General features: G+C 39.6%; 23 protein-coding genes. 18 read left to right on the forward strand and 5 right to left on the reverse strand.

Annotation, left to right across the window (positions count from 1 at the left end):
- Positions 1–94 precede the first annotated feature (94 nt).
- The 3 genes from KUL10_RS17415 (at position 95) to KUL10_RS17425 (ending at position 1,306) form a co-directional block, all read left to right on the forward strand.
- Positions 95–256, forward strand: coding sequence for a YqaE/Pmp3 family membrane protein (locus tag KUL10_RS17415; protein WP_110430235.1), 162 nt, complete (start codon positions 95–97; stop codon positions 254–256).
- Between the two features lie 12 nt (positions 257–268).
- Positions 269–520 carry a VF530 family DNA-binding protein gene (locus KUL10_RS17420; protein WP_110430236.1) on the forward strand — a complete coding sequence of 84 codons (252 nt, stop codon included), beginning with the start codon at positions 269–271 and terminating at the stop codon, positions 518–520.
- A 75-nt stretch (positions 521–595) separates the two neighbouring features.
- Positions 596–1,306, forward strand: a complete 711-nt coding sequence (locus tag KUL10_RS17425) for a DUF4919 domain-containing protein (RefSeq protein WP_110430237.1) — start codon at positions 596–598, stop codon at positions 1,304–1,306.
- Positions 1,307–1,315: 9 nt separating this feature from the next.
- On the opposite strand, the gene KUL10_RS17430 is transcribed toward KUL10_RS17425, so the two are convergent.
- Positions 1,316–1,603 carry a TIGR03643 family protein gene (locus KUL10_RS17430; RefSeq protein WP_110430238.1) on the reverse strand — a complete coding sequence of 96 codons (288 nt, stop codon included), beginning with the start codon at positions 1,601–1,603 and terminating at the stop codon, positions 1,316–1,318.
- Positions 1,604–1,661: 58 nt separating this feature from the next.
- Positions 1,662–3,833 carry an exonuclease domain-containing protein gene (locus KUL10_RS17435; protein WP_110430239.1) on the reverse strand — a complete coding sequence of 724 codons (2,172 nt, stop codon included), beginning with the start codon at positions 3,831–3,833 and terminating at the stop codon, positions 1,662–1,664.
- Positions 3,834–4,354: 521 nt separating this feature from the next.
- Here KUL10_RS17435 and KUL10_RS17445 point away from each other — a divergent pair.
- The 4 genes from KUL10_RS17445 to KUL10_RS17455 all read left to right on the forward strand — a co-directional run bounded on the left by KUL10_RS17445 (position 4,355) and on the right by KUL10_RS17455 (position 5,885).
- Positions 4,355–4,546, forward strand: a complete 192-nt coding sequence (locus tag KUL10_RS17445; protein WP_110430241.1) for a CPXCG motif-containing cysteine-rich protein — start codon at positions 4,355–4,357, stop codon at positions 4,544–4,546.
- A 16-nt stretch (positions 4,547–4,562) separates the two neighbouring features.
- Complete coding sequence (locus KUL10_RS17450; RefSeq protein WP_110430242.1) at positions 4,563–5,228, forward strand: flavin reductase family protein; 666 nt, start codon at positions 4,563–4,565, stop codon at positions 5,226–5,228.
- 20 nt (positions 5,229–5,248) lie between these two features.
- Positions 5,249–5,374, forward strand: a complete 126-nt coding sequence (locus KUL10_RS18955) for a hypothetical protein (protein WP_255417703.1) — start codon at positions 5,249–5,251, stop codon at positions 5,372–5,374.
- Between the two features lie 217 nt (positions 5,375–5,591).
- Positions 5,592–5,885 carry a high-potential iron-sulfur protein gene (locus KUL10_RS17455; protein WP_110430243.1) on the forward strand — a complete coding sequence of 98 codons (294 nt, stop codon included), beginning with the start codon at positions 5,592–5,594 and terminating at the stop codon, positions 5,883–5,885.
- Between the two features lie 80 nt (positions 5,886–5,965).
- Here the strand turns inward: KUL10_RS17455 and KUL10_RS17460 are convergent, their stop codons facing one another.
- Complete coding sequence (locus KUL10_RS17460; RefSeq protein ID WP_110430244.1) at positions 5,966–7,603, reverse strand: amidase; 1,638 nt, start codon at positions 7,601–7,603, stop codon at positions 5,966–5,968.
- Positions 7,604–7,726: 123 nt separating this feature from the next.
- On the opposite strand from KUL10_RS17460, the gene KUL10_RS17465 reads away from it, so the two are divergent.
- The 3 genes from KUL10_RS17465 (at position 7,727) to KUL10_RS17475 (ending at position 9,608) form a co-directional block, all read left to right on the forward strand.
- On the forward strand, positions 7,727–8,080 hold the full coding sequence (locus KUL10_RS17465) for a VOC family protein (protein WP_110430273.1): 354 nt from the start codon (positions 7,727–7,729) through the stop codon (positions 8,078–8,080).
- Positions 8,081–8,095: 15 nt separating this feature from the next.
- Positions 8,096–8,692: a glutathione S-transferase family protein gene (locus KUL10_RS17470; protein ID WP_110430245.1), complete on the forward strand. Its 597-nt coding sequence runs from the start codon at positions 8,096–8,098 to the stop codon at positions 8,690–8,692.
- Positions 8,693–8,834: 142 nt separating this feature from the next.
- Entirely contained in the window at positions 8,835–9,608 is a 774-nt protein-coding gene (locus KUL10_RS17475; RefSeq protein WP_110430246.1) for a delta-class carbonic anhydrase, read from the forward strand.
- A gap of 50 nt (positions 9,609–9,658) precedes the next feature.
- Here the strand turns inward: KUL10_RS17475 and KUL10_RS17480 are convergent, their stop codons facing one another.
- Complete coding sequence (locus KUL10_RS17480) at positions 9,659–10,291, reverse strand: tRNA-uridine aminocarboxypropyltransferase (protein WP_110430247.1); 633 nt, start codon at positions 10,289–10,291, stop codon at positions 9,659–9,661.
- A 125-nt stretch (positions 10,292–10,416) separates the two neighbouring features.
- Here KUL10_RS17480 and KUL10_RS17485 point away from each other — a divergent pair, with 125 nt between their 5' ends.
- The 4 genes from KUL10_RS17485 (at position 10,417) to KUL10_RS17500 (ending at position 12,911) form a co-directional block, all read left to right on the forward strand.
- The gene (locus tag KUL10_RS17485) at positions 10,417–11,601 is read left to right on the forward strand and encodes an HD domain-containing phosphohydrolase (RefSeq protein WP_110430248.1); all 1,185 of its coding nucleotides are present in this window, start codon (positions 10,417–10,419) and stop codon (positions 11,599–11,601) included.
- Positions 11,602–11,704: 103 nt separating this feature from the next.
- Complete coding sequence (moaB, locus tag KUL10_RS17490; RefSeq protein ID WP_373415196.1) at positions 11,705–12,205, forward strand: molybdenum cofactor biosynthesis protein B; 501 nt, start codon at positions 11,705–11,707, stop codon at positions 12,203–12,205.
- Complete coding sequence (gene moaC, locus KUL10_RS17495) at positions 12,205–12,672, forward strand: cyclic pyranopterin monophosphate synthase MoaC (RefSeq protein WP_110430250.1); 468 nt, start codon at positions 12,205–12,207, stop codon at positions 12,670–12,672. The genes moaB and moaC overlap by 1 nt, the downstream gene beginning before the upstream one ends.
- Complete coding sequence (locus tag KUL10_RS17500) at positions 12,666–12,911, forward strand: MoaD/ThiS family protein (protein WP_110430251.1); 246 nt, start codon at positions 12,666–12,668, stop codon at positions 12,909–12,911. The genes moaC and KUL10_RS17500 overlap by 7 nt, the downstream gene beginning before the upstream one ends.
- Positions 12,912–12,913: 2 nt before the next feature.
- On the opposite strand, the gene KUL10_RS17505 is transcribed toward KUL10_RS17500, so the two are convergent.
- Positions 12,914–13,309: a DUF6746 family protein gene (locus KUL10_RS17505; RefSeq protein ID WP_110430252.1), complete on the reverse strand. Its 396-nt coding sequence runs from the start codon at positions 13,307–13,309 to the stop codon at positions 12,914–12,916.
- A 424-nt stretch (positions 13,310–13,733) separates the two neighbouring features.
- Between KUL10_RS17505 and KUL10_RS17510 the strand changes: the two genes are divergently transcribed.
- From KUL10_RS17510 to KUL10_RS17525, 4 genes are all read left to right on the forward strand, one after another.
- Positions 13,734–14,612, forward strand: coding sequence for an NAD(P)-dependent oxidoreductase (locus KUL10_RS17510; protein WP_110430253.1), 879 nt, complete (start codon positions 13,734–13,736; stop codon positions 14,610–14,612).
- A gap of 13 nt (positions 14,613–14,625) precedes the next feature.
- Positions 14,626–14,958 carry a cupin domain-containing protein gene (locus KUL10_RS17515; protein WP_110430254.1) on the forward strand — a complete coding sequence of 111 codons (333 nt, stop codon included), beginning with the start codon at positions 14,626–14,628 and terminating at the stop codon, positions 14,956–14,958.
- Positions 14,955–15,893, forward strand: coding sequence for a sugar kinase (locus tag KUL10_RS17520; protein WP_110430255.1), 939 nt, complete (start codon positions 14,955–14,957; stop codon positions 15,891–15,893). The genes KUL10_RS17515 and KUL10_RS17520 overlap by 4 nt, the downstream gene beginning before the upstream one ends.
- Before the next feature lie 402 nt (positions 15,894–16,295).
- Positions 16,296–19,253, forward strand: coding sequence for a TonB-dependent receptor (locus KUL10_RS17525; RefSeq protein ID WP_110430256.1), 2,958 nt, complete (start codon positions 16,296–16,298; stop codon positions 19,251–19,253).
- Positions 19,254–19,274: the final 21 nt, after the last annotated feature.

A 19,274-nucleotide genomic window follows, 5' to 3' on the forward strand; every position in this document is an offset into this window, starting at 1 on the left:
ATTGACTATAACTTGCTGTGGTCGCAATACTTAGTGGATTATGCTAATTTCAAGTTTGTTTTGTACCACTATAATAATGATAAAGGACTTCTTTATGTCAAAGATCGTGATGATTTTGCTTTGCTTGTTTTTACCGCCGATTGCTGTTTTTTTGAAAGAAGGCATCGGTAAACACTTAATCATAAATATCATTTTGTGTATTTTTGGTTGGTTACCGGGGGTCGTTCACGCGCTTTATATTTCAACTAGAAAGTAACTGATAGCGCTTATGAATGAAAACCATAAACCCTCTCAAGCAAATAACCCCTTGCATGGCATAAAGCTTGAAAAAATCGTGACAGATTTGCAAGAAAAGTATGGTTGGGAGGGATTAGCCTATCGAGTAAACATAAACTGTTTTAAGTCTGATCCTTCAATTAAATCTAGTTTAAAGTTTTTAAGAAAAACGCAATGGGCAAGAGACCAAGTTGAAAAACTGTATGTAGATACGTTTTTTAAAAATAAACCCAACGACTACTAATTATTTGGCGGGTCAACCTACAACAACTTTGTATTTAGAAATAAAATAGGCGTCTTTAAAGCATTAGGGCTAGCTATGCACAAATTATTAAATCAGCTTCGTCTTGCGATACTTATTTATTCGACTTTTCTGGTGTTAGCCTGCTCAAGCACCTCCTCTAATACAGAAACGCAAAATCAAATCAACAAACCAAGTAATCAAGTTATTAATTACAAACGCGCCGATCAAGATTACCAAAAATTAGTGTTAGCTTTAAAGAACACGAATGCCCCTGCAGAGGTTTTTGACTCAATCATTAGGGTTTATCCTCTAACGTCTAAATACGACCCCTACGATGGCATTGAACAGGCTCAAAAGTTAGTTGCTAACGCAAGTATGGATACAAAAAACTGGCGTCAGTGCTTAATGGCTACAAATGCAATACTAAACGATAATTATACTAGTCTCACGGGGCATTATGGCGCCATGGTATGCCAATTTGAATCAGGCAATGAACACCAAGGTAATTTACACAAAAGAATGTTAGACGGCTTTATGGATGCAGTCTGGCGATCTGGTAATGGGCAAACGCCCAGCAATGCGTTTTATGTAACAAGTGCTAATGACCTATATGCTTTTATACAATTGCAAAATCATATCGCTGTTGGTCAGTCTTTAGTTTACGTAGATGAAAAGCCAGTTCATGCAATGAGTGTGAGAAACCTTAAAAATAAAAAGGAGTCAATTTGGTATTTTGATGTTACTGCTCCTTTTAGAAAAGGCGTGATTAATAGATACGAAAATTAAAAACGTCTTTTATCGTTTCCTAACCGGCTTGTACTGTGTTGAACAATAACCTCGAGATACTTCAGGTGAACGCAGTTTTAGATGTTTAGTTTTGCGTCCAGTTACGCGTGCTCGCCAATTATTGAAGGTCTTTCGTTTAATGTTGTTGCGCATTATTTCAATGACTTCTGGTTCCTGAAGTCCAAAAAGCCTTTCAATGGCTTCGAAAGGTGTGCGGTCTTCCCATGCCATTTCAATTACACGTGAAACTTCGTCTTCGTTAAGGCGAGTTAAATTAAGTTTTAGATTCTTTTTCATGTGAGTTGTTACTTAAAACATGATTAATTGGTTTAACTGAGACCAAAAAGCTTTTCACTCAATTGGATGGGATGCGCTTTTCATTTATCAGTTTTAACAATTCTGAGGCCGCAATCGCGTCCGACATAGCTCTGTGATGCCTTTGCATAGGTATCTCAAAATGCTTTGTTAAGTTTGCTAATGAGTATGAAGGTAAGCCTTTGTAGAATTTACGCATTTGAGAAACTGTACATAGTTTAGGTCGCTTGAAATGCCGTTCCAAACGGGCAAACTCCTCTCTAATAAAGCCATAATCAAAATTTACATTATGTGCGACGAAAACACAGTGTTCAGTAAAGTCAGCAATTTCTTGTGCGACTTCTGCAAAAATCGGTGCATGCTGAACCATTTCATTGTCGATGCCTGTCAAAGCAGTGATGTTTGCCGGAATGCGTCGTTGTGGATTGATCAATGATTGCCATTGATCAACAATCTCACCATTGACTACCTTAACCATACCTACTTCAGTTATTTTATGATTTGATGCTCGACCACCTGTTGTTTCAATATCAACCACAACATAAGCTTGCATGGGGTCAATTATCCATTCGACGTTGGTAATAATGACGTTAAAGCCTTGTTCTTTGAGTCTTTGAATCGTAGTTAATTGATTGCGTCTAAGTTGATCGCCTTCTGACTTTATTTCTTCAAATCTCAATGATTCTGAAATGTGTGGTTTAGCACTATCAATCACCATAATATCTGGGTAACCATCATTAAGCGCATACCAGTCTTTAGTCATTGCTAGTAAATGTTGCAATATTGCTTGGTAGGGTGCGTGCTCTATAAATGGTTTGATTAAGGCTAACAGCTTATCTTTCCATCTAAATATGTCATTGGGTTTACCAAAGTGTTTAACTGCTTGTTTACTTAAAAACTGCAAGAGTTGCTGACTATCTTCAATCGACGCTATTTTAGTCTCGATTGAAGTGTTAGCTATTTCATATAAACAATTATTTTTTAAGGATAAAGGGGTTCGGTCAAACTCATTGACAAGTCCATAGCCCTCGATATCAAATATTTCTTCCCAAAAGAACAATCCAAACAAGCTTCTAAATAGCTCATTTTCAGTTCTTTGAGCAAATAAGCCTTTGTTTTTGTAATAGGCGACGACGCCTTTTTCGACACTAGCTTTATGCATTTCATCAAGTGCGATGCGTTGACTATTATCTCGCAACATATCAGTTAGTATGCTTGTGCGTTTTTTTCTGTATTTACGAGCTAAGAAATCGCTAGCAAAAACAAGGATATCATCGCTCAATGGATTATCTATTATGGTCTCTAGCTTCTTTTCCACTAGCTCTTTTTTACCACTTTTGTAACTTTCCCTAATCCATTTCTCTTGTGCTTCAGCGCTTTCGATGTTCGCTAATTTGTCTAAAGCGTCTTCTTTATCAAATGTCAGCAATGCGTCTGCAAGGTAGAACTCAATTCTCTGCTTAAGTGTTTCTGCTTTTGGCCCCGCTGCATTCGGCAAACTTTCGATTTCCTTTAGTATCTGTTTGTGAGACCACACTGTAATTTCTTTTATAAGTGATAGTTTGTTATGCAGCATATAAGTGCTTTTTGCTATTTCTAAGCTTGAGAATCGAGCCATTATTTGTGCCTGTTCTCTTCGGGTGCGCATAACTCCTAGATCACGCATTGAAAATTGATTAAGTTTGCTATGAACGTTCCCAAAATACAGATATAAAAAATACTCTATATATTTATCAGTGCTTCTTACCAAATATTCGTTACAAACTTCGTTTTTAAAGATGTCTTCAAGCGAAACATTTTTGACTAGGTCCAGTAGTTTTGATTTAGGCCATGATGATTTTATGTTAGTCGTCGTAAAGCCTTGCGTTGACAATATCTGAATGAGTTCGGGTTTTGTCAAATTCATCGACCATGAGTGCATATCGCAGAGCGATAGTGGCCTCAAGAAATTTAGTTTAAAAAGTGCCTCTATTGCATTTTGTGTGTCATTGATTTCAGGGTAAAAAAGAGTGCTTTTTTTGATAAATCTACTCTTACGATTACACGCTCTGACTAACGTGCATTGAGCATTTTTATCAAGTTTTTCATATTCATAGATAAATTCTTTATCTAGATCGTCTAATAAAGCACCGCAAGGTTGCTTCACAAATTTCAAAAATTCATTGAAATGCGATAAGTAATAAAAAGTAGGTAATTGTTTTGGATATTTCATCTTCTTGAAAATGCATACCTTCGCATTGAATGTCTCAACTGTTTATTTATACAGTATACATTATTAGCTATAAACACAAATAATCTGACTAAACTGACCTAATTCTCTGTTTTGCTACCCACAAAAAATGTGTGTTTAGTTTGTCATCTTGCTTAATCTTTTGTAGTGAATTGTAATGTTTGGCTAGGGTTATTTCGTCGTAAATCTTGTGTATTCCAGTGTGGCAAGTTCGACAAATATCGATGCCAAACGCGAGTGTTTGCTTATCAAAATGCTTTTTGAAATAGTTTCGTTTATGCACCTTCTTGGGGATTAAGTGATGAAACGTTAGATCGGTGACGCGATGACACAAAGGGCATTTACCATGGTGTGAACGCCTTGGGTATTTTCGAGTCATTAGAAATTGCGTTTGTTTCATATTACTTGATACGAAAACAAGAGATTGAAGTTTAATGTTTGTTGAGATACATCCAACTTGAAGTCAATTTCGTATCCTTAGTACTAAATATTAGGAGGCGTTTATGAGCTTAACAAGTGCGGCGAAATTTGAATGCCCATACTGTATGACATATAACGATTTAGAGATTGACGAAGCGAATGATATTGGGCAGCAGCAAATAGTTGACTGCCAAATATGCTGTTCACCAATCGAATTGACAATAATAGATAACGGATTTGGTATTGAGATAATTGCTCAAACTGACGAAGACTAGTGGCGAAGGCAGAAATATGACGCAAAGCGAAACAACAAAACAAGCGCGTGTTTTTAATGCGAGCGATATTGAAAACATGCCGCAAAGAACTAGAGCAAATTTTATTAACGCGTTATCTGGTTTTAAAAGTGCTAATTTGGTTGGTACAAGAAATGTCAATTCGGTAGATAACTTAGCAGTTGTTAGCTCTGTATTTCATGTCGGTGCGCATCCACCTCTGCTAGGCATGATAATGCGGCCTCACACAGTTGTGCGCGATACCTTGCAAAACATCAAAGACACGGGTGTTTATACAATCAATCATATATGCACAGATATCGTGGGCCCAAGTCATCAAACCTCAGCGAGATATCCGAGCGAAGAGTCAGAATTTGTCCACACTGGACTGACCCCAATTGATTCTACTGCGGTTAATGCTCCTTATGTCATAGAGTCCAATATCTCACTTGCGATGCAGGTACAAGATATTCAACTCATTGCGATCAATAAAACCGAGCTTGTTATCGGTCAAATTGTTGAAGTTGTGATGAAAAATAACTATGTTAATGATGATGGTTACGTTGATATTGAGCGCGCAAATTCTGTCGCAATTTCAGGCTTAGATGCTTACCACAAAACGCAGTCAATTGATCGATTCGCATACGCGAAACCGGGCAAAGCAATCAAGAGCATAAAATTGTAGCTTTTAGAAAAGGAAACACAATGATCCCTAATTTAGACCAATTATTGATAGTGTGTGGTGTTGCACTAGTGTTTGTCGCTTTGATTGTTTATTTGCTGATAAAGTTGCCAAAGGAAGATAGTAGTTCTTCTGACGACAAATTTTAAAGTGTAAAGATACTGGCATAGATCAATAAAACAATAACTTATACTAGATCAAACTTTTTTAGTCGCGTATAAGTAACAATATTAGAACAAAATTTGAATGACCCTTTGTGACTCCAACCCGCCGATTCGGCGGGTTGTTTCGTTTTAGGCTGTATGTAAAAAAGAATTATTATTATTTGTATCCTTAACAACACACACTTTGAGAAAGGAAATTTTTATGAAACAAGTTAATCGTCGCGATTTTTTAAAATTGTCAGGTTCTACTTTAATTGGCGTAACTTTAGGTGGTGTAGCTCTGCGAGCAAACGCTCAAGAGCAGGTAAAACTCGATGATCCGACCGCTCTAGCACTTAAATATGTTCACCAATCTGCTATGGAAGGCCAAAACTGTGCTAACTGTCAGTATATTCAGGGTGAAGACGGCGCGGAGTGGCGTCCTTGTGGTATTTTCCCTGGCAAAGTGGTTAATGCTAAAGGCTGGTGCTCTGCTTGGATGAAAAAAGCAGGCTAAATAGTATTCAAAACTAATACTTTTTAATGCAAAGGATATCTTGTTATTAACAGGATATCCTTTTTTATTGTCTCGCGAGTTTATAATTCTAGTGGGGCTAATTTTTCTTTGAAGTATGGATGGTCTATCGCACTTGCAGGAAAGTTTGGCGCTATTATCTGTTTGCTCACTTGCTCGTACTGATACGCTATATTCAATAATAAGGCGTCCTGCCATTGCCCAGCAATGAAGCTTAGATTGATTGGCAAGCCCTTCATATCACCCATTGGAACACTCACATGAGGGTAACCGGCAATAGCAGCTAGCCAGCCAGCCCCTGCAAAGCCGCCCGCGAAACTATCTCCATAAACGCTTTCGATTAAAAATGCAGGTGTCTGGCTAGGCATCATTATTGCGTCAACACCATAGTTTTGGAGTAATTTGTCTATCCCATTAGTACGTGTCGCCTGTCGTAAAAATGAAAGAGCTGCCTTGTAATCTTCGTTGTACCCTTTGGTTTCTTGAGCTTGCAAGAATAAACTCTGGTCAAAAATTGCTAACTCTCGAGCATTGTTACTATTAAATTCAATTAAGTCCTCTAAGGAGCGATATTCGACAGATTGTGGTGTAGTTGAGAGATACTTATTTAGCTCGTGCTTAAATTCGATTAATAAAACGTTAAGTGCGTTAGTCCAAAACTCATCTGGAGTATCAAATTCTTCTATTACTACAAGTTCAGCACCGAGGGCTTCAAGTTGTTTAGCAGCCTTCTCAAAAGCAGCGATGATTTCCGGATGCTCACTTTGTACAGCCTTAAATACGCCGATTCTTTTTCCTTCAATGCTATTGTCCAAATTATCGGTAAAATCAACTGAATATCTATCTGCGTCATTTGTTGCAGGATCTAACTTATCTGTTCCTGCCATTGCACTTAGCATTAACGCCGCGTCCCTTACACTGCGAGTCATGGGACCTGCTGTATCTTGAGTCACTGATATTGGCACTATATGCGTGCGGGATAGAAGTCCAACTGTTGGCTTAAATCCTACGATCCCGTTCATTGCGCTTGGGCAAATGATGGAACCATTTGTTTCTGTTCCTATCGCTAACGGAGCCATTTTCGAAGCAATTGCAGCCCCTGATCCAGATGACGAGCCACACGGCGTCCGCTCCAAGCTATGTGGGTTTCTTGTCTGACCACCAATGGCACTCCATCCGCTTACTGAATCATTTGATCTAAAATTAGCCCATTCAGACAAGTTTGTTTTTCCTAAAATAATTGCACCTTGTTCTTTGAGTTTTGCGATGATCGGTGCATCTCTGTTTGTTTTGTTGTTCACAAGCGCTAACGAGCCGGCAGTAGTAGGAAGCTCGCTTGTTTCTACGTTGTCTTTGACCAAAATAGGAATACCGTGCAATGCACCTAACGGTTTGTTGTTTTGAACAGCCATGTCCGCTTGCTTTGCTTGAGCTAAGGCGTCAGGGTTTATGGATAAAACAGCTTGAACTTTTGGTCCCTGTCTATCTAGCTCATTAATACGGGTTAGATAAGCTTGTACAAGGGCGAAAGAGCTCAGTTCTCCGCGCTTGATAGCGGCAGCTTGTTCGCTAGCGCTAGCGTTTAGCCATTTGTTTTGTGTTATGGGGGATATAGGCTCATTGCTATTGGGTGTGTTTGAGCAAGCGCCTAACAGCATAATTGCAGCTATGAGATAGGAAAAACGAACGATGGGTTTCATGTGCTTCCTTATTTTTTGGTCGTTATTATTGATTTGACAAATTCGCTCTTGGTAGAACAGTATGATAAAAAAACTATTTAAATAATAGATAAAGCAATCAACTTAAGATCAAGGATGAAAAAAATGCCTGCACATGAAAAGCTAAACTACGTTGAATTCGCAGCCAAAGACTTGAAAGCTACCGTTTCTTTTTTCGAAAAGGCCTTTAAATGGCGTTTTGAATGGTATGGAGAAGATTATGTCGCATTTTTAAACGAAGGATTAGATGGTGGGTTTTATCAGGCTGACTTGTGTACACGAGAAGACGCAGGTGGAGCGTTACTTATTTTTTATTCAAATGACCTAGTTGAGTCTCAAAAAAAGGTAGAAAGTGCTGGTGGGGTTATTCACAAGCAGATATTTAGCTTTCCTGGAGGACGCAGATTTCATTTCATTGAGCCTAGTGGCAACGAATACGCTGTTTGGTCAGATAAATAAAAAAGGAGCGATTAAATGAAAGTATATGGTGATGCTGTTTCGGGAAACTGTTACAAGATTCAATTAACCCTAGCGCTACTAGAAAAACCCTACCAATGGATTCATGTCGATATTTTAAAAGGCGAAACGAAAGCCCCGACCTTTCTCGCACTCAGCCCAAACGGGAAAATTCCTATCTTAGAATTGAGTAGCGGGGACGTGATATCAGAATCAAATGCAATCGTTAACTATCTAGCATATTCGTCCAATCTTTTACCTGAAGATCCTTTAGCGCTTGCAAAGGTTCAACAATGGCAATTTTTCGAGCAGTATAGCCATGAGCCATATATTGCTGTCGCGCGATACATTGAAAAATATCTTGGATTACCAGAAGACAGATTAGAGGATTACAAGAGTAAACAAGAGGGAGGCTATAGGGCTTTAGATGTGATGGAGCAGCAACTCTTGAAAAGCAAATTTTTAGTGGGTGAAACACTAACCGTGGCTGATATCAGCCTGTTTGCATATACGCATGTTTGCCACGAAGGGGGGTTCGCGTTATCTAATTATCCTGAGATTAAACGATGGATAAAAGAGATTAAAAAACACCCCAAATATACTCCAATGGAATAAATGTTTGCTTTTTAGTGCTTAAGCGATCTATAAAAGAAATAATCCTTCCTCGAAAAACTTCGTAATCTTATCTATACACTAGTTGGGTCGACGACCCAATGTGGTCCTTATGTGTGTTTTTTAACTTTGTATAGGAATTAAAATGAAGAAGTTACTAGCAACTTGTGCGTTGAGTGTAATGAGTTTATCTGTGTTTGCTGTTGAAGTTTGTGAAGGTTATGGCCCACAAACACCAAGAGATATTGATCAATTAGAAGGAACAAATAAACGCATATTCTCGCTGGCGCCGCCCGCAGAACAAATGAATCTTTGTAATATTCACTTTCACAAGAATGCTGAACACAAAGCAAAGGATTTCTCTATTTTTGCAGGTAGTGGTGACTTCGGCGGTTATAAATGTGATATCAGTACATCTTTAACAGCTGCAGAATTGAAAAAACCAGAAGGCGAAGTGTGTGGTGGTATTGTACCAGGCGATACAATTGAAATGCATTGGGTGCATACTTCATGTGACGTCACACCGGGTGAGGGCTTAGGCTCATGTCTATCTGATAAGTGTGCTAACCCACAATTGCGCGTTGAAACTCAGGTGTTCACAGTAGTAAACGATGCCAATGCAATGGATTTTAACGATATGGACTATGATGGTACTGTTCGTGATGGTTATCATCAAGCCAAGATGATCCCGATGAACACGGGTGCTCCAGTTGAGTTTTTGGGTTCAACTACTGGTCCAAGCTATACACAAGCAAAATGCTCACCGCTACAAGTGTCATGGTCAGTTAGACCTCAATGTGCAAAAGTAGATATCAACAGTCTCGCTAAATGGTGCGAAAGCAATGAATTTAATGAGAGCAAAGCGCATGGTGTGCGCCAGCTAGTCACTGATAAGCGTTTGTTATCAGTTATTAATTAATCTAATTTCCCTAGATATGAATTCGCCAGCATCATCGCTGGCGTTTTTGTTTATGAGGTTTGATATGCTCTCCAATGCTTTTTTAGGGCATCAAAACATCTGTCTAGGCCTTGCTGCCTAAAACCATATAGTTGTATCAAGGTTTCCTCAACGGCCTCGATAGTTGATATACCTTTATCATGTTTACTCTTTCTAATTTCATATCGAGAAAGTGCTACATTCTCCAGTTTGATACTTTCTAAACTTCCAATCCATGGGTGCAATGCTAATAATCGAGTCGCTTTTTTCCATGTGGTATCTATAAATATTAGATGAGTAATGGCACTAACATGTGTTCGTTTTAGTGTTTTTATTGGTAGTGCTTTATCGTCGGGAAACACCAGTGTAACGTTGCTATTGGTGGACAGACATAGATTTTTCAGCTCGCAGAGTGCTTTGGTGTCTTCATCTGCATTAATGATATTGGCATTTGTAATGCACATCCCAACCAATTTACCTGTATTTTTGGCATGCCTTGATTCCCATTTGTCTTGCAACAAATAAAGTGGGACAGGCGCTTCTACTTTAACTACTGCGTGGCAAATGCAGGTTACTGTGGGGTAATGACAATTCGCGCAAATATCCCGTTTTTGAACAGTTGTTTGAGTATCTATAGTTACTGCTCCTTTGATTATTTTTACCATGTACCAAAAGTGTTTAGACAATCATGTAAAACTAAACTGACATATGCCGATACTCTATATTAATCATCGAATATTATATATTAATACCGCTATCGGTTCTTTTAAAAGGCTACTTTTTAGACGCTATGAGTAAAGAAACACTTCAAAAGTTATCTATAGACGAGCTTAAAAAAGGCATGTTTATCCATCAAATCGCTGAGCAAAATGGCGAACTTGAAGTCAAAAGCAAAGGAAAAGTGTCCTCTTCGTCGATTATTGAGCAACTAAAATCCCATGGGATCATCAGTGTCATCGTCGATTTTTCAAAGTCTGAGTTAGTCACTCAAGGGTCAAAACAAGGCCCTCAAGAAAAAAAGAAGCCTAAGCGAAAAACGCTTGAAGATATTGATATGGAGCTAGGGCGAGTTGATCGGTTATTACTTCAATGTTCTAAAACACATAAGCGATATGTCATTGAATCGAAAAAGGAAGATGTCACCGATTTGACGGCGGCAAAAGAAATAGTCAGCGATATTCAACAAAGTTTAGAACGCAATCCAAATGCACTTTTGTGTATCACCTCAATCAAAAACGAAAAAACATACTTGTATCATCATTGTTTAAGAGTATCTGTTCTTTTATGTCATTTTGCACAAAGCTTAGGGATTAAAGAAAAGGATTGTAAGGACTTAGCATTACTTGGATTTCTTTACGACTTAAGCATGGGGAATGTGCCTAGTGACGTACTCAATAAAGAAAAAAAGCTAAGTGATGAAGAATGGCAGTTGATCCAGCAGCAACCATTACTTACCGCTAAAATGCTAGATGGGCTTGGCCTCTCAAAAAGCGCTATGTTAGCGATTGAGCAACACCATGAAAGAATAAATGGCAGTGGATATCCGAAGCAGTTATCAGGAGAGATGATCAACAAATACGCTAGATTACTTGCGATTGTTGACGCATTTGATGCAATGACAACTGAACGCCCTCATCAAAAAGCTAAATCCGCAGCACAAGCGTTGAAAATTATCTTAAATCCGGACAGTGGGTTTGATCTAAAGCTCGCCAATGCGTTTACGAAATGCATTGGCGTGTACCCAGTAGGGAGCCTAATATTGTTATCAAATCAACGTATTGGACTTGTTACTCAGCCAAACCCCAAGAAGCCGTCTATGCCGAAAGCGAAAGTCTTCTATAGCACCACCGGTAATCACTATATGGAGCCAAAGGAAATCAATTTAGATGGCAATTCTAACGGAATAAAAATTCTCAAACCCGTCCTGGCATCAGAATATAACCTAGACCTAAAACAGGTATTTTCAAACTTATAAAGTTAATTCTTTTAATATCCATGTTGCATAAGCAAATTCGAAAGAATCATTGAGCTAGCCGCAAATTCTCGTTAGTCTTTGACGCCTAAATGAGGAAATGAAAATGATTAGTCTAAATGTTGCGGTGCTAACAATATCTGATACCCGTACACAAGATACAGATACTTCAGGAACATACTTACAAGAAGCCGTTGCTGAATGCGGGCATCACATAGCGGAACGCACTATCGTTAAAGATGATGTGTACAAAATCAGAGCAGTATTATCAAAGTGGATTGCTAACGAAGATATTCATGCTGTCATTACTACGGGTGGGACCGGTTTCTCTGGACGAGACTCTACGCCCGAAGCAGCTAGTGTATTGTTTGATAAATCAGTAGAGGGGTTTGGTGAGTTATTTAGACACTTATCTTATGAAGAAATTGGCGTTTCAACAATTCAATCTCGTGCGCTAGCAGGCCTTGCGAATAATACTGTCATTTTCTGTGTACCCGGCTCAACAGGTGCTTGCAAAACAGCATGGGCGGGGATCATTAAAGATCAGTTAAACAGCGAATATAAGCCATGCAATTTCGTAGGTCACATTACTAAAAGGTTCGCTTAATGTCTGACAGTTTTTCGCATGTTGATCAGCACGGCAAAGCTAGTATGGTTGATATCACCGATAAGCCAGTGACAAAAAGACTAGCTATTGCTGAAGCATATATTTATATGAACGCTGAAACACTTCAAAAAGTAGCATCTAACGAATTAGCCAAAGGCGACGTGATTGCAGTCGCTAGAATCGCGGGCATCCAAGGCGCTAAAAAATGCGCCGATCTCATTCCTTTGTGCCATCCGCTTGCCTTATCAAAAGTGGCTGTTGAGTTTGAATTACAAAGCGAGCACAACAGAATACGAGTTGAAGCTATGTGCCAATTAGCGGGTAAGACAGGGGTTGAAATGGAAGCGTTAACGGCTGTATCAACGGCTTCACTCACACTTTATGATATGTGCAAAGCAGTTGATAAAACAATGCGTCTTGACGGCATCAAAGTACTGTCCAAAGAAGGTGGGAAGAGTTCATGGTAAAGGTTCTCTTTTTTGCACAAGTGCGAGAAAAACTGCAACGCGATAGTTATGATTTAGAGTGTAAAGAAGCGCTTTCAATCAATGAACTAATTAAAGTACTCGTAAACAATGATGACGCTTTTGAGTACCTCAAAGAGCCCCATCTTTTTGTCGCGGTTAATCAAACACTTTGTAGTCGAGACCAAACTGTTAATGACCTCGATGAAGTTGCTTTTTTCCCTGCCGTAACCGGTGGTTAAGGTTAGCAACTCGTTGGCGCGGTTAACGCATTTGCTAGTTTTGAATATTTCTTGGCCGCTTCTTTAACAACTTCATCACTCATAGACTCAGATGCTTTATGAACTTTTTCGAGTTCTTCCGCGGCCACTACAAGTTCTTTGGATAGCGTCTGCAAGGCTACTTCAAGGGTATAAGTAAGTTCATGAACTTTAACCATATCCAATGTTGTAATGTCAGCCTTATTAGTGATTAAGTCTAATTTTTCGTTGTAAGCTTGGAGGTTACATTTTGCGATTTGAATCGTTGGGGAGTCGAGCGACGCGAAGTGTTTATTATCATCGACAGCATATGAAAGCGATGAGCTACATAAAAGTGTCGCAAAAACTAGCGTTGTTTTGGTATTGATGGCGATTTTCATAGTATGGGTCCTGTTTTGCCGACACGGTATCATTTGCTTATTTGAAGTATCAACGCATGTTTATTTTTCGTAATGATAACTATTCGTAATAAATAAGCAAGAATTGAGCGGATAGTCATGTTGATTAAGATCAAAAGATTATACTTTTGTTTAATTTTGAAGGGGCGAGTACTTATCAAATTATAAAATTTAACAATATCCTTACCAATAATCTCTTATTGGTTGACAAATTAGTAATATAATAATACTGTCTTGCCTACGCTAATTGGTCAGTGGTTCGGTCGGGACAATGATTTAAGAAATTGCATGCTTAAATAAGCGCCATTTCTTAAATAAGTTGAAGGCGAGCGACATAATGCACCAGTTGATTAGGTGTTAAACAAGTCATACAAAAAGTATGCGCCAAATTATTTAGGAGTTATTTATGTCAAAACCCGTGATTGGATTTATTGGACTTGGTCTTATGGGCGGTAACATGGTTGAAAACCTTCAAAACAAAGGTTATCCGCTTATCGTTATGGACCTCAATAAAGAAGCCGTTGAAAAATGCGTCGAACGCGGTGCAAAAAGTGTTGCAACGTCTAAAGAGCTAGCTGAACAAGCAGATATCGTTATGCTGTGTTTAACTACTTCTGTCATAGTTGAAAAAGTTATTTATGCTGAAGACGGCATATTAGCGGGTATCCAACCGGGCGCTACGCTGATTGATTTTGGTACTTCTATTCCAGCATCGACGCGTAAAATCGGTGCTGATTTGGCTGCTAAAGGCGCAGGTATGATTGATGCTCCGTTAGGACGTACACCAGCTCACGCAAAAGATGGCTTGCTTAATATAATGGCTGCAGGCGATATCGAAACCTTTAACAAAGTTAAGCCTGTATTAGAAGACCAAGGCGAAAATGTCTTCCATTTAGGTGCGCTAGGAGCGGGCCATACTACCAAGCTAATCAATAACTTTATGGGTATGACTACTGTTTGCACAATGTCTCAAGCATTCGCGGTAGCTGATTATGCAGGTGTTGATAAGCAACAGTTATTTGATATCATGTCTACAGGCCCTTCAAGCTCGCCATTTATGCAGTTTTGTAAAAATTACGCAGTGGATGATAACAGTGATCTTGGTTTCTCAATTGCTAATGCAAATAAAGACTTAGGTTACTTCCTGCAAATGGTTGAAGATTTAGGGACAGAATCAAAAATTGCAGAAGGTTCATCTGCTAACCTTCAAGCCGCAATAGATATGGGACTTGCACAAGGCAATGTACCAGAAATCTTTGATTACTTCCGTCAGCTAACTAAGTAAGGATTGATATCAAATGCAAAGCGAGCATTTTTTATTTACTAAAGAAACTGAAATCGAAGATATCGGCGGTGGTTTAAAGCGTCAGATGCTTGGTTACAACCATGAACTGATGGCTGTAAAAGTTTGGTTCGACAAAGGTGCTGAGGGTTATGCCCACAGCCACCGTCATTCTCAGGTGACTTACGTTGAATCTGGCGAATTTCATTTCATGATTGGCGGTGTGACTAAAATATTAAAGGCTGGAGATAGTTGTTTAATACCTCCAAATGTTGAACACGGCGCTGTGTGTCCAACAGGTGGTGTATTAATAGATACTTTCAGTCCGCCACGTGAAGACTTTATATGAAAAAAATTCACTTTTTAGGTGAATGTATGGTTGAGCTGCGTAGTACGCAGCCCAACACAATGCAACAATCATTTGCAGGTGATGTCTACAATTCATCTGTATATTTAAAAAGATGTTTCCCAGACATCCAAAGCGGTTTAATCACTTCGATCGGTGAAGACTCATTGAGTACTAAAATGCTCGGTGTGTTTTCTAATGAAAAGATAATCACTGATTTTGTATTTAGGCATCCAACCAAAGTAGCTGGAATGTACTTGATCGAAACGGATGAGTTTGGTGAGAGGAGTTTTATATACTGGCGCAGTGATGCAGCAGCCCGCAAAGTAGTTGAGTTCCTAGACGACGACGTGTTGGAACAACTCGCAGAATCCGATATGTTCTTTGTTTCAGGAATCTCATTAGCGGTGTTGGAGCCTACCACAAGGTCGTCATTCTGGGACAAGGTAAGTTTCTTGAAAAATCGCGGTGTCAAGATCGTCTTTGATCCAAACTATCGACCTAGATTATGGGTTAACGAAGATGAGGCCAGAGAGCAATTCGACCAAGCATTTGCATTTGCTGACATAACACTGCCAGGCGTTGAAGACCTTAGTGACTTATATCAAATCCAAAACTCACAAGAATTAGTCGAATTTTGCAAAGCCAAAAACATCAGTGAAGTCGTTGTAAAAGACGGACCGGCTTCAGTAGTGAGTTACGACGGGCAGCAAACGACTTCGCATCAAATTACACCGGTTGAACACGTTGTGGATACAACATCAGCAGGTGATGCATTCAACGGCGCTTACCTAGGTGCACGTTTATCTGGTTACGATATCGAAAAAGCAGTTAGATACGCAGCGCTTGCCGCCGGTATCGTCATTCAACACAGAGGCGCCATTGCTCCAAAAATGGCGTTTGATACCGCATTTAAGCATGGTGTTGATGCGCTTTAGTTGGTAGTTCTCCTACATGAAAGCCCAGAATATTATTCTGGGCTTTTTTATTGGTAATAGCAGTTACCATTAAAGATACACTTCCCCAGTTTCAAAAAAATCATTCTAAATCATTGGTTTACTCTACTACTTAATGCCCATTTCACGCATTATGGTGTTTCTCATATACTAATTTTTAACGTTAACAAAAATTCAGTAAGTTTTGGTAAGGCCACTTGATAGGCGTGAGTTATTATCTTGGTAATAATATATTGCAAAATAAATTCGTTAATATTATTACCAAAAGGTTGACCTTTTGGTTAAAAGTTGTAAGTATGTGTTAAATACTTGTAAAAGATACTTTGCAATTGTTTAGTCATCAAATCCATCAAGGATTATTTAACACACACTCAGGAACACATTATGGGTCACAGACTATCTAAAATCACTCTTGCCGTTCTCTCTGCTTCTGCATTGACCATGGCTGCAAACACATACGCTCAGGAGGCTCAAGACGATTCAGCAGACTTGGTTGAAGTCATCCAGGTAAGCGGCATCAGAAGCTCTCTTACCAGCGCATTAGCTGAAAAGCGTGCTGCTTCAAATCTAGTAGAGGTTATCCAAGCTGAAGATATTGGTAAGCTACCTGATCAAAACTTGGCGGAAGTATTGGAAAACGTCACCGGTATCCAAATCACCAGAACAGCAGGTGTAGGTACAGGTGTGCAAATTCGTGGTACTAACGCAAACCGTACAGAAATCAACGGTGTGTCTACCGTAGGTTCAGGTTCTGGAAGAAGCGGGATTAACTTCGAAGATGTTTCAGCGGCGATTATCTCTGCGGTAGAAGTGACTAAAGCGCCTTCGGCAAAAACAATTGAAGGTTCTGTCGGTGGCACAATTAACCTAAGAACTATCCGTCCACTACAACTAGATGAAACCCTAGCTGTTGTAAGAGTACAAGGCGAAAACAGTAGTCTTTCTACTGATAGCACGTTTACACCTCGTGTATCAGGTACATATGGTGATAACTGGGAAAATGAATCAGGTCGCTTTGGTGTGGTTGTAAGTGGTAGTTATACAGAGCAAGATGTTTCTGCGTTTCGTCCACGTGCCGACCGAGATAACCTAATCAGTTCTGATAGCGGAGTAGCAAGCGCACAATCGTTTGATTTCCTACCTATTCAGTTCTTTGTACAAGACTATGATAACTTTGAATATGAAACCGTTAACTTAGCGGGTACGTTCGAATTTGCGCCAAACGAAAATACACGTTTTTACTTTGATGCAGTAATCAACGACCAAGAGCGCAGACAAGAAAGTTCACGTGTTCAAGCCTCTGGTGTTAGTGCCTTAAATGACATTTCTATACCTTCATCTTTTGAAACGATTAACTTTGGTTCACTTGGCGGTGTTAACTTAGGCTCAATCAGTGCAGCGTTAACCGGCGTAGTTCCTGTTAATCTTGAAAATGATGACGACGATCCTAACTTGCGTTTTTCTAGCGATACTAACTCTCGTTTAACTGACAGCAAAATCTTTAGCTTAGGTGGTGAATGGACGTTTGACGATTTTACAGTTAAAGCTGAATTATCTTCTTCTTCATCTGACACAACCACACCAAGCTTCAATACTACATTGAACTTCATCAACCCAAATGCGCCGCTTGACGCAGGTGGTGCAAATGATAACAGCACGCCATTTATTTATGATTTAAGCGGTGGTTCGTTAGCATTTGGTATCGCACATGATGAGCCATTTGGTCCTTCAGCTTCGCAATTACTTGACCCGGCCAACGTTGTTTTACGTGACGTCAATATCGGTCAAGACATTGCTGAAAACTCAGAAGATGCATTTAGAATTGATGGAACCTACTACCTTGATGGTGCGATTCAGTCGATTGATGTAGGTTATCGCTACAATAAAACGTCAAGTTTACGTGACCAGATTCGTTCAAGTGTTGGTCTACGTAGTTTATCTGACAGCCCAAGCGGTGATTTATTCTCGTCATTGCTAGTGGCTGGTCCTGACAACTTCAACGAAGCCGACGGTCGCTCTTTGTTTGTTAAAGACTTTCTACTTATCAACCCGGAGTTAGTCGCGTCTGATCCAGACGGCGTGCTTGCTACCCTGCAAGGTGCAATTGATCAAATCGGTGGTTCTAGACAAATCAGTGACCCAACTTCAAGTTCATCTGGTTTTTTTGATATCGAAGAAGAAACACATGCATTGTATGCACAAGGTAACTTTGAGTACGGTATCTTCCGCGGTGACTTCGGTTTTAGATATTTACAAACAGAAGTAAGCTCACTAGGTAACTCAATTACTGAAGACGCTAACGGAAACGATGTGGTTTCTCAGGTAGTAACTAAAGGCGATTACGACTTTATCTTACCAAGATTCAATATCGTTGCTGAATTGGACAATGATGTCATGCTACGCGCTGGTCTTTCAAAAGATATCAGACGTCCAAACTTTGATGACTTATCAACGTCTGTAACCTTCTCTACAAGTCCTAACCCACCAGTATCAATTGGTAACCCAGGTCTTGTGCCAGAAGAAGTGACTTCGTTTGATATCTCAGCAGAGTGGTACTTTGCTGAAGCGAGTCTTGTGAGTGTTGGATTCTTCTATAAAAAACGTGGCGACCTAATCGTTCAACAAGAAGTCAGCCCATTTGAAGATCCAGTAACAGGTTTCCGTGATACAACGGCTCCATGTGAGGGCGGTGGTATCTTCAACCCAATTGCTGACGTTAACGTATTTGGTCCAGACGGTGGTGTAGGGGTTTGTGTACCTACTTCAACTAACATCAACGATTCAGGTGAAACGACTCAAAAAGGTTTCGAATTTGCTGTTCAGTACGATTTAGCAGGTTTTGAAGATGAGTTAGGTTGGGCATCTGGTTTTGGTGTGTTAGCTAACTACACCATTCAAGATTTCTCAGGTGGTGAGGCAGAAAACTCAGCAACTAGCCGTGCTGACAATGTATTTGCTTCGACTACAGGTGTTGATGGTATCGATGTAAGAGAAATCCAAGGCTTAATCGATTTGTCTGAAAATGCTTACAACTTCACTGTTTACTATGAAAAGTATGGCTTATCAGCACGTATGCGTTACACATGGCGTGAAGCTTATCGTTCAACTGACTTCGGTAGTACTTCAAGCTTCCCTTGGGGCTTCCCAGTGGTTCAAGACGATCGTGGCCAGTTAAATGCTAGTGTGAGCTACGATGTTAACGAACAGCTTAACATTGGACTTGAAGCAGTTAACTTAACTGAGTCTGATGTTAAACAGTACTGTGTTAACGAAGGCGCATTATTCTGCTATCAAGGTCTAACTGACCGTCGTGTCACCTTAGGTGCTACTTACAGATTCTAAGTAATCCTGTGTGAACAAAAG

This window comes from Glaciecola sp. KUL10 (assembly GCF_003203515.1).
Lineage (GTDB): Bacteria > Pseudomonadota > Gammaproteobacteria > Enterobacterales > Alteromonadaceae > Glaciecola.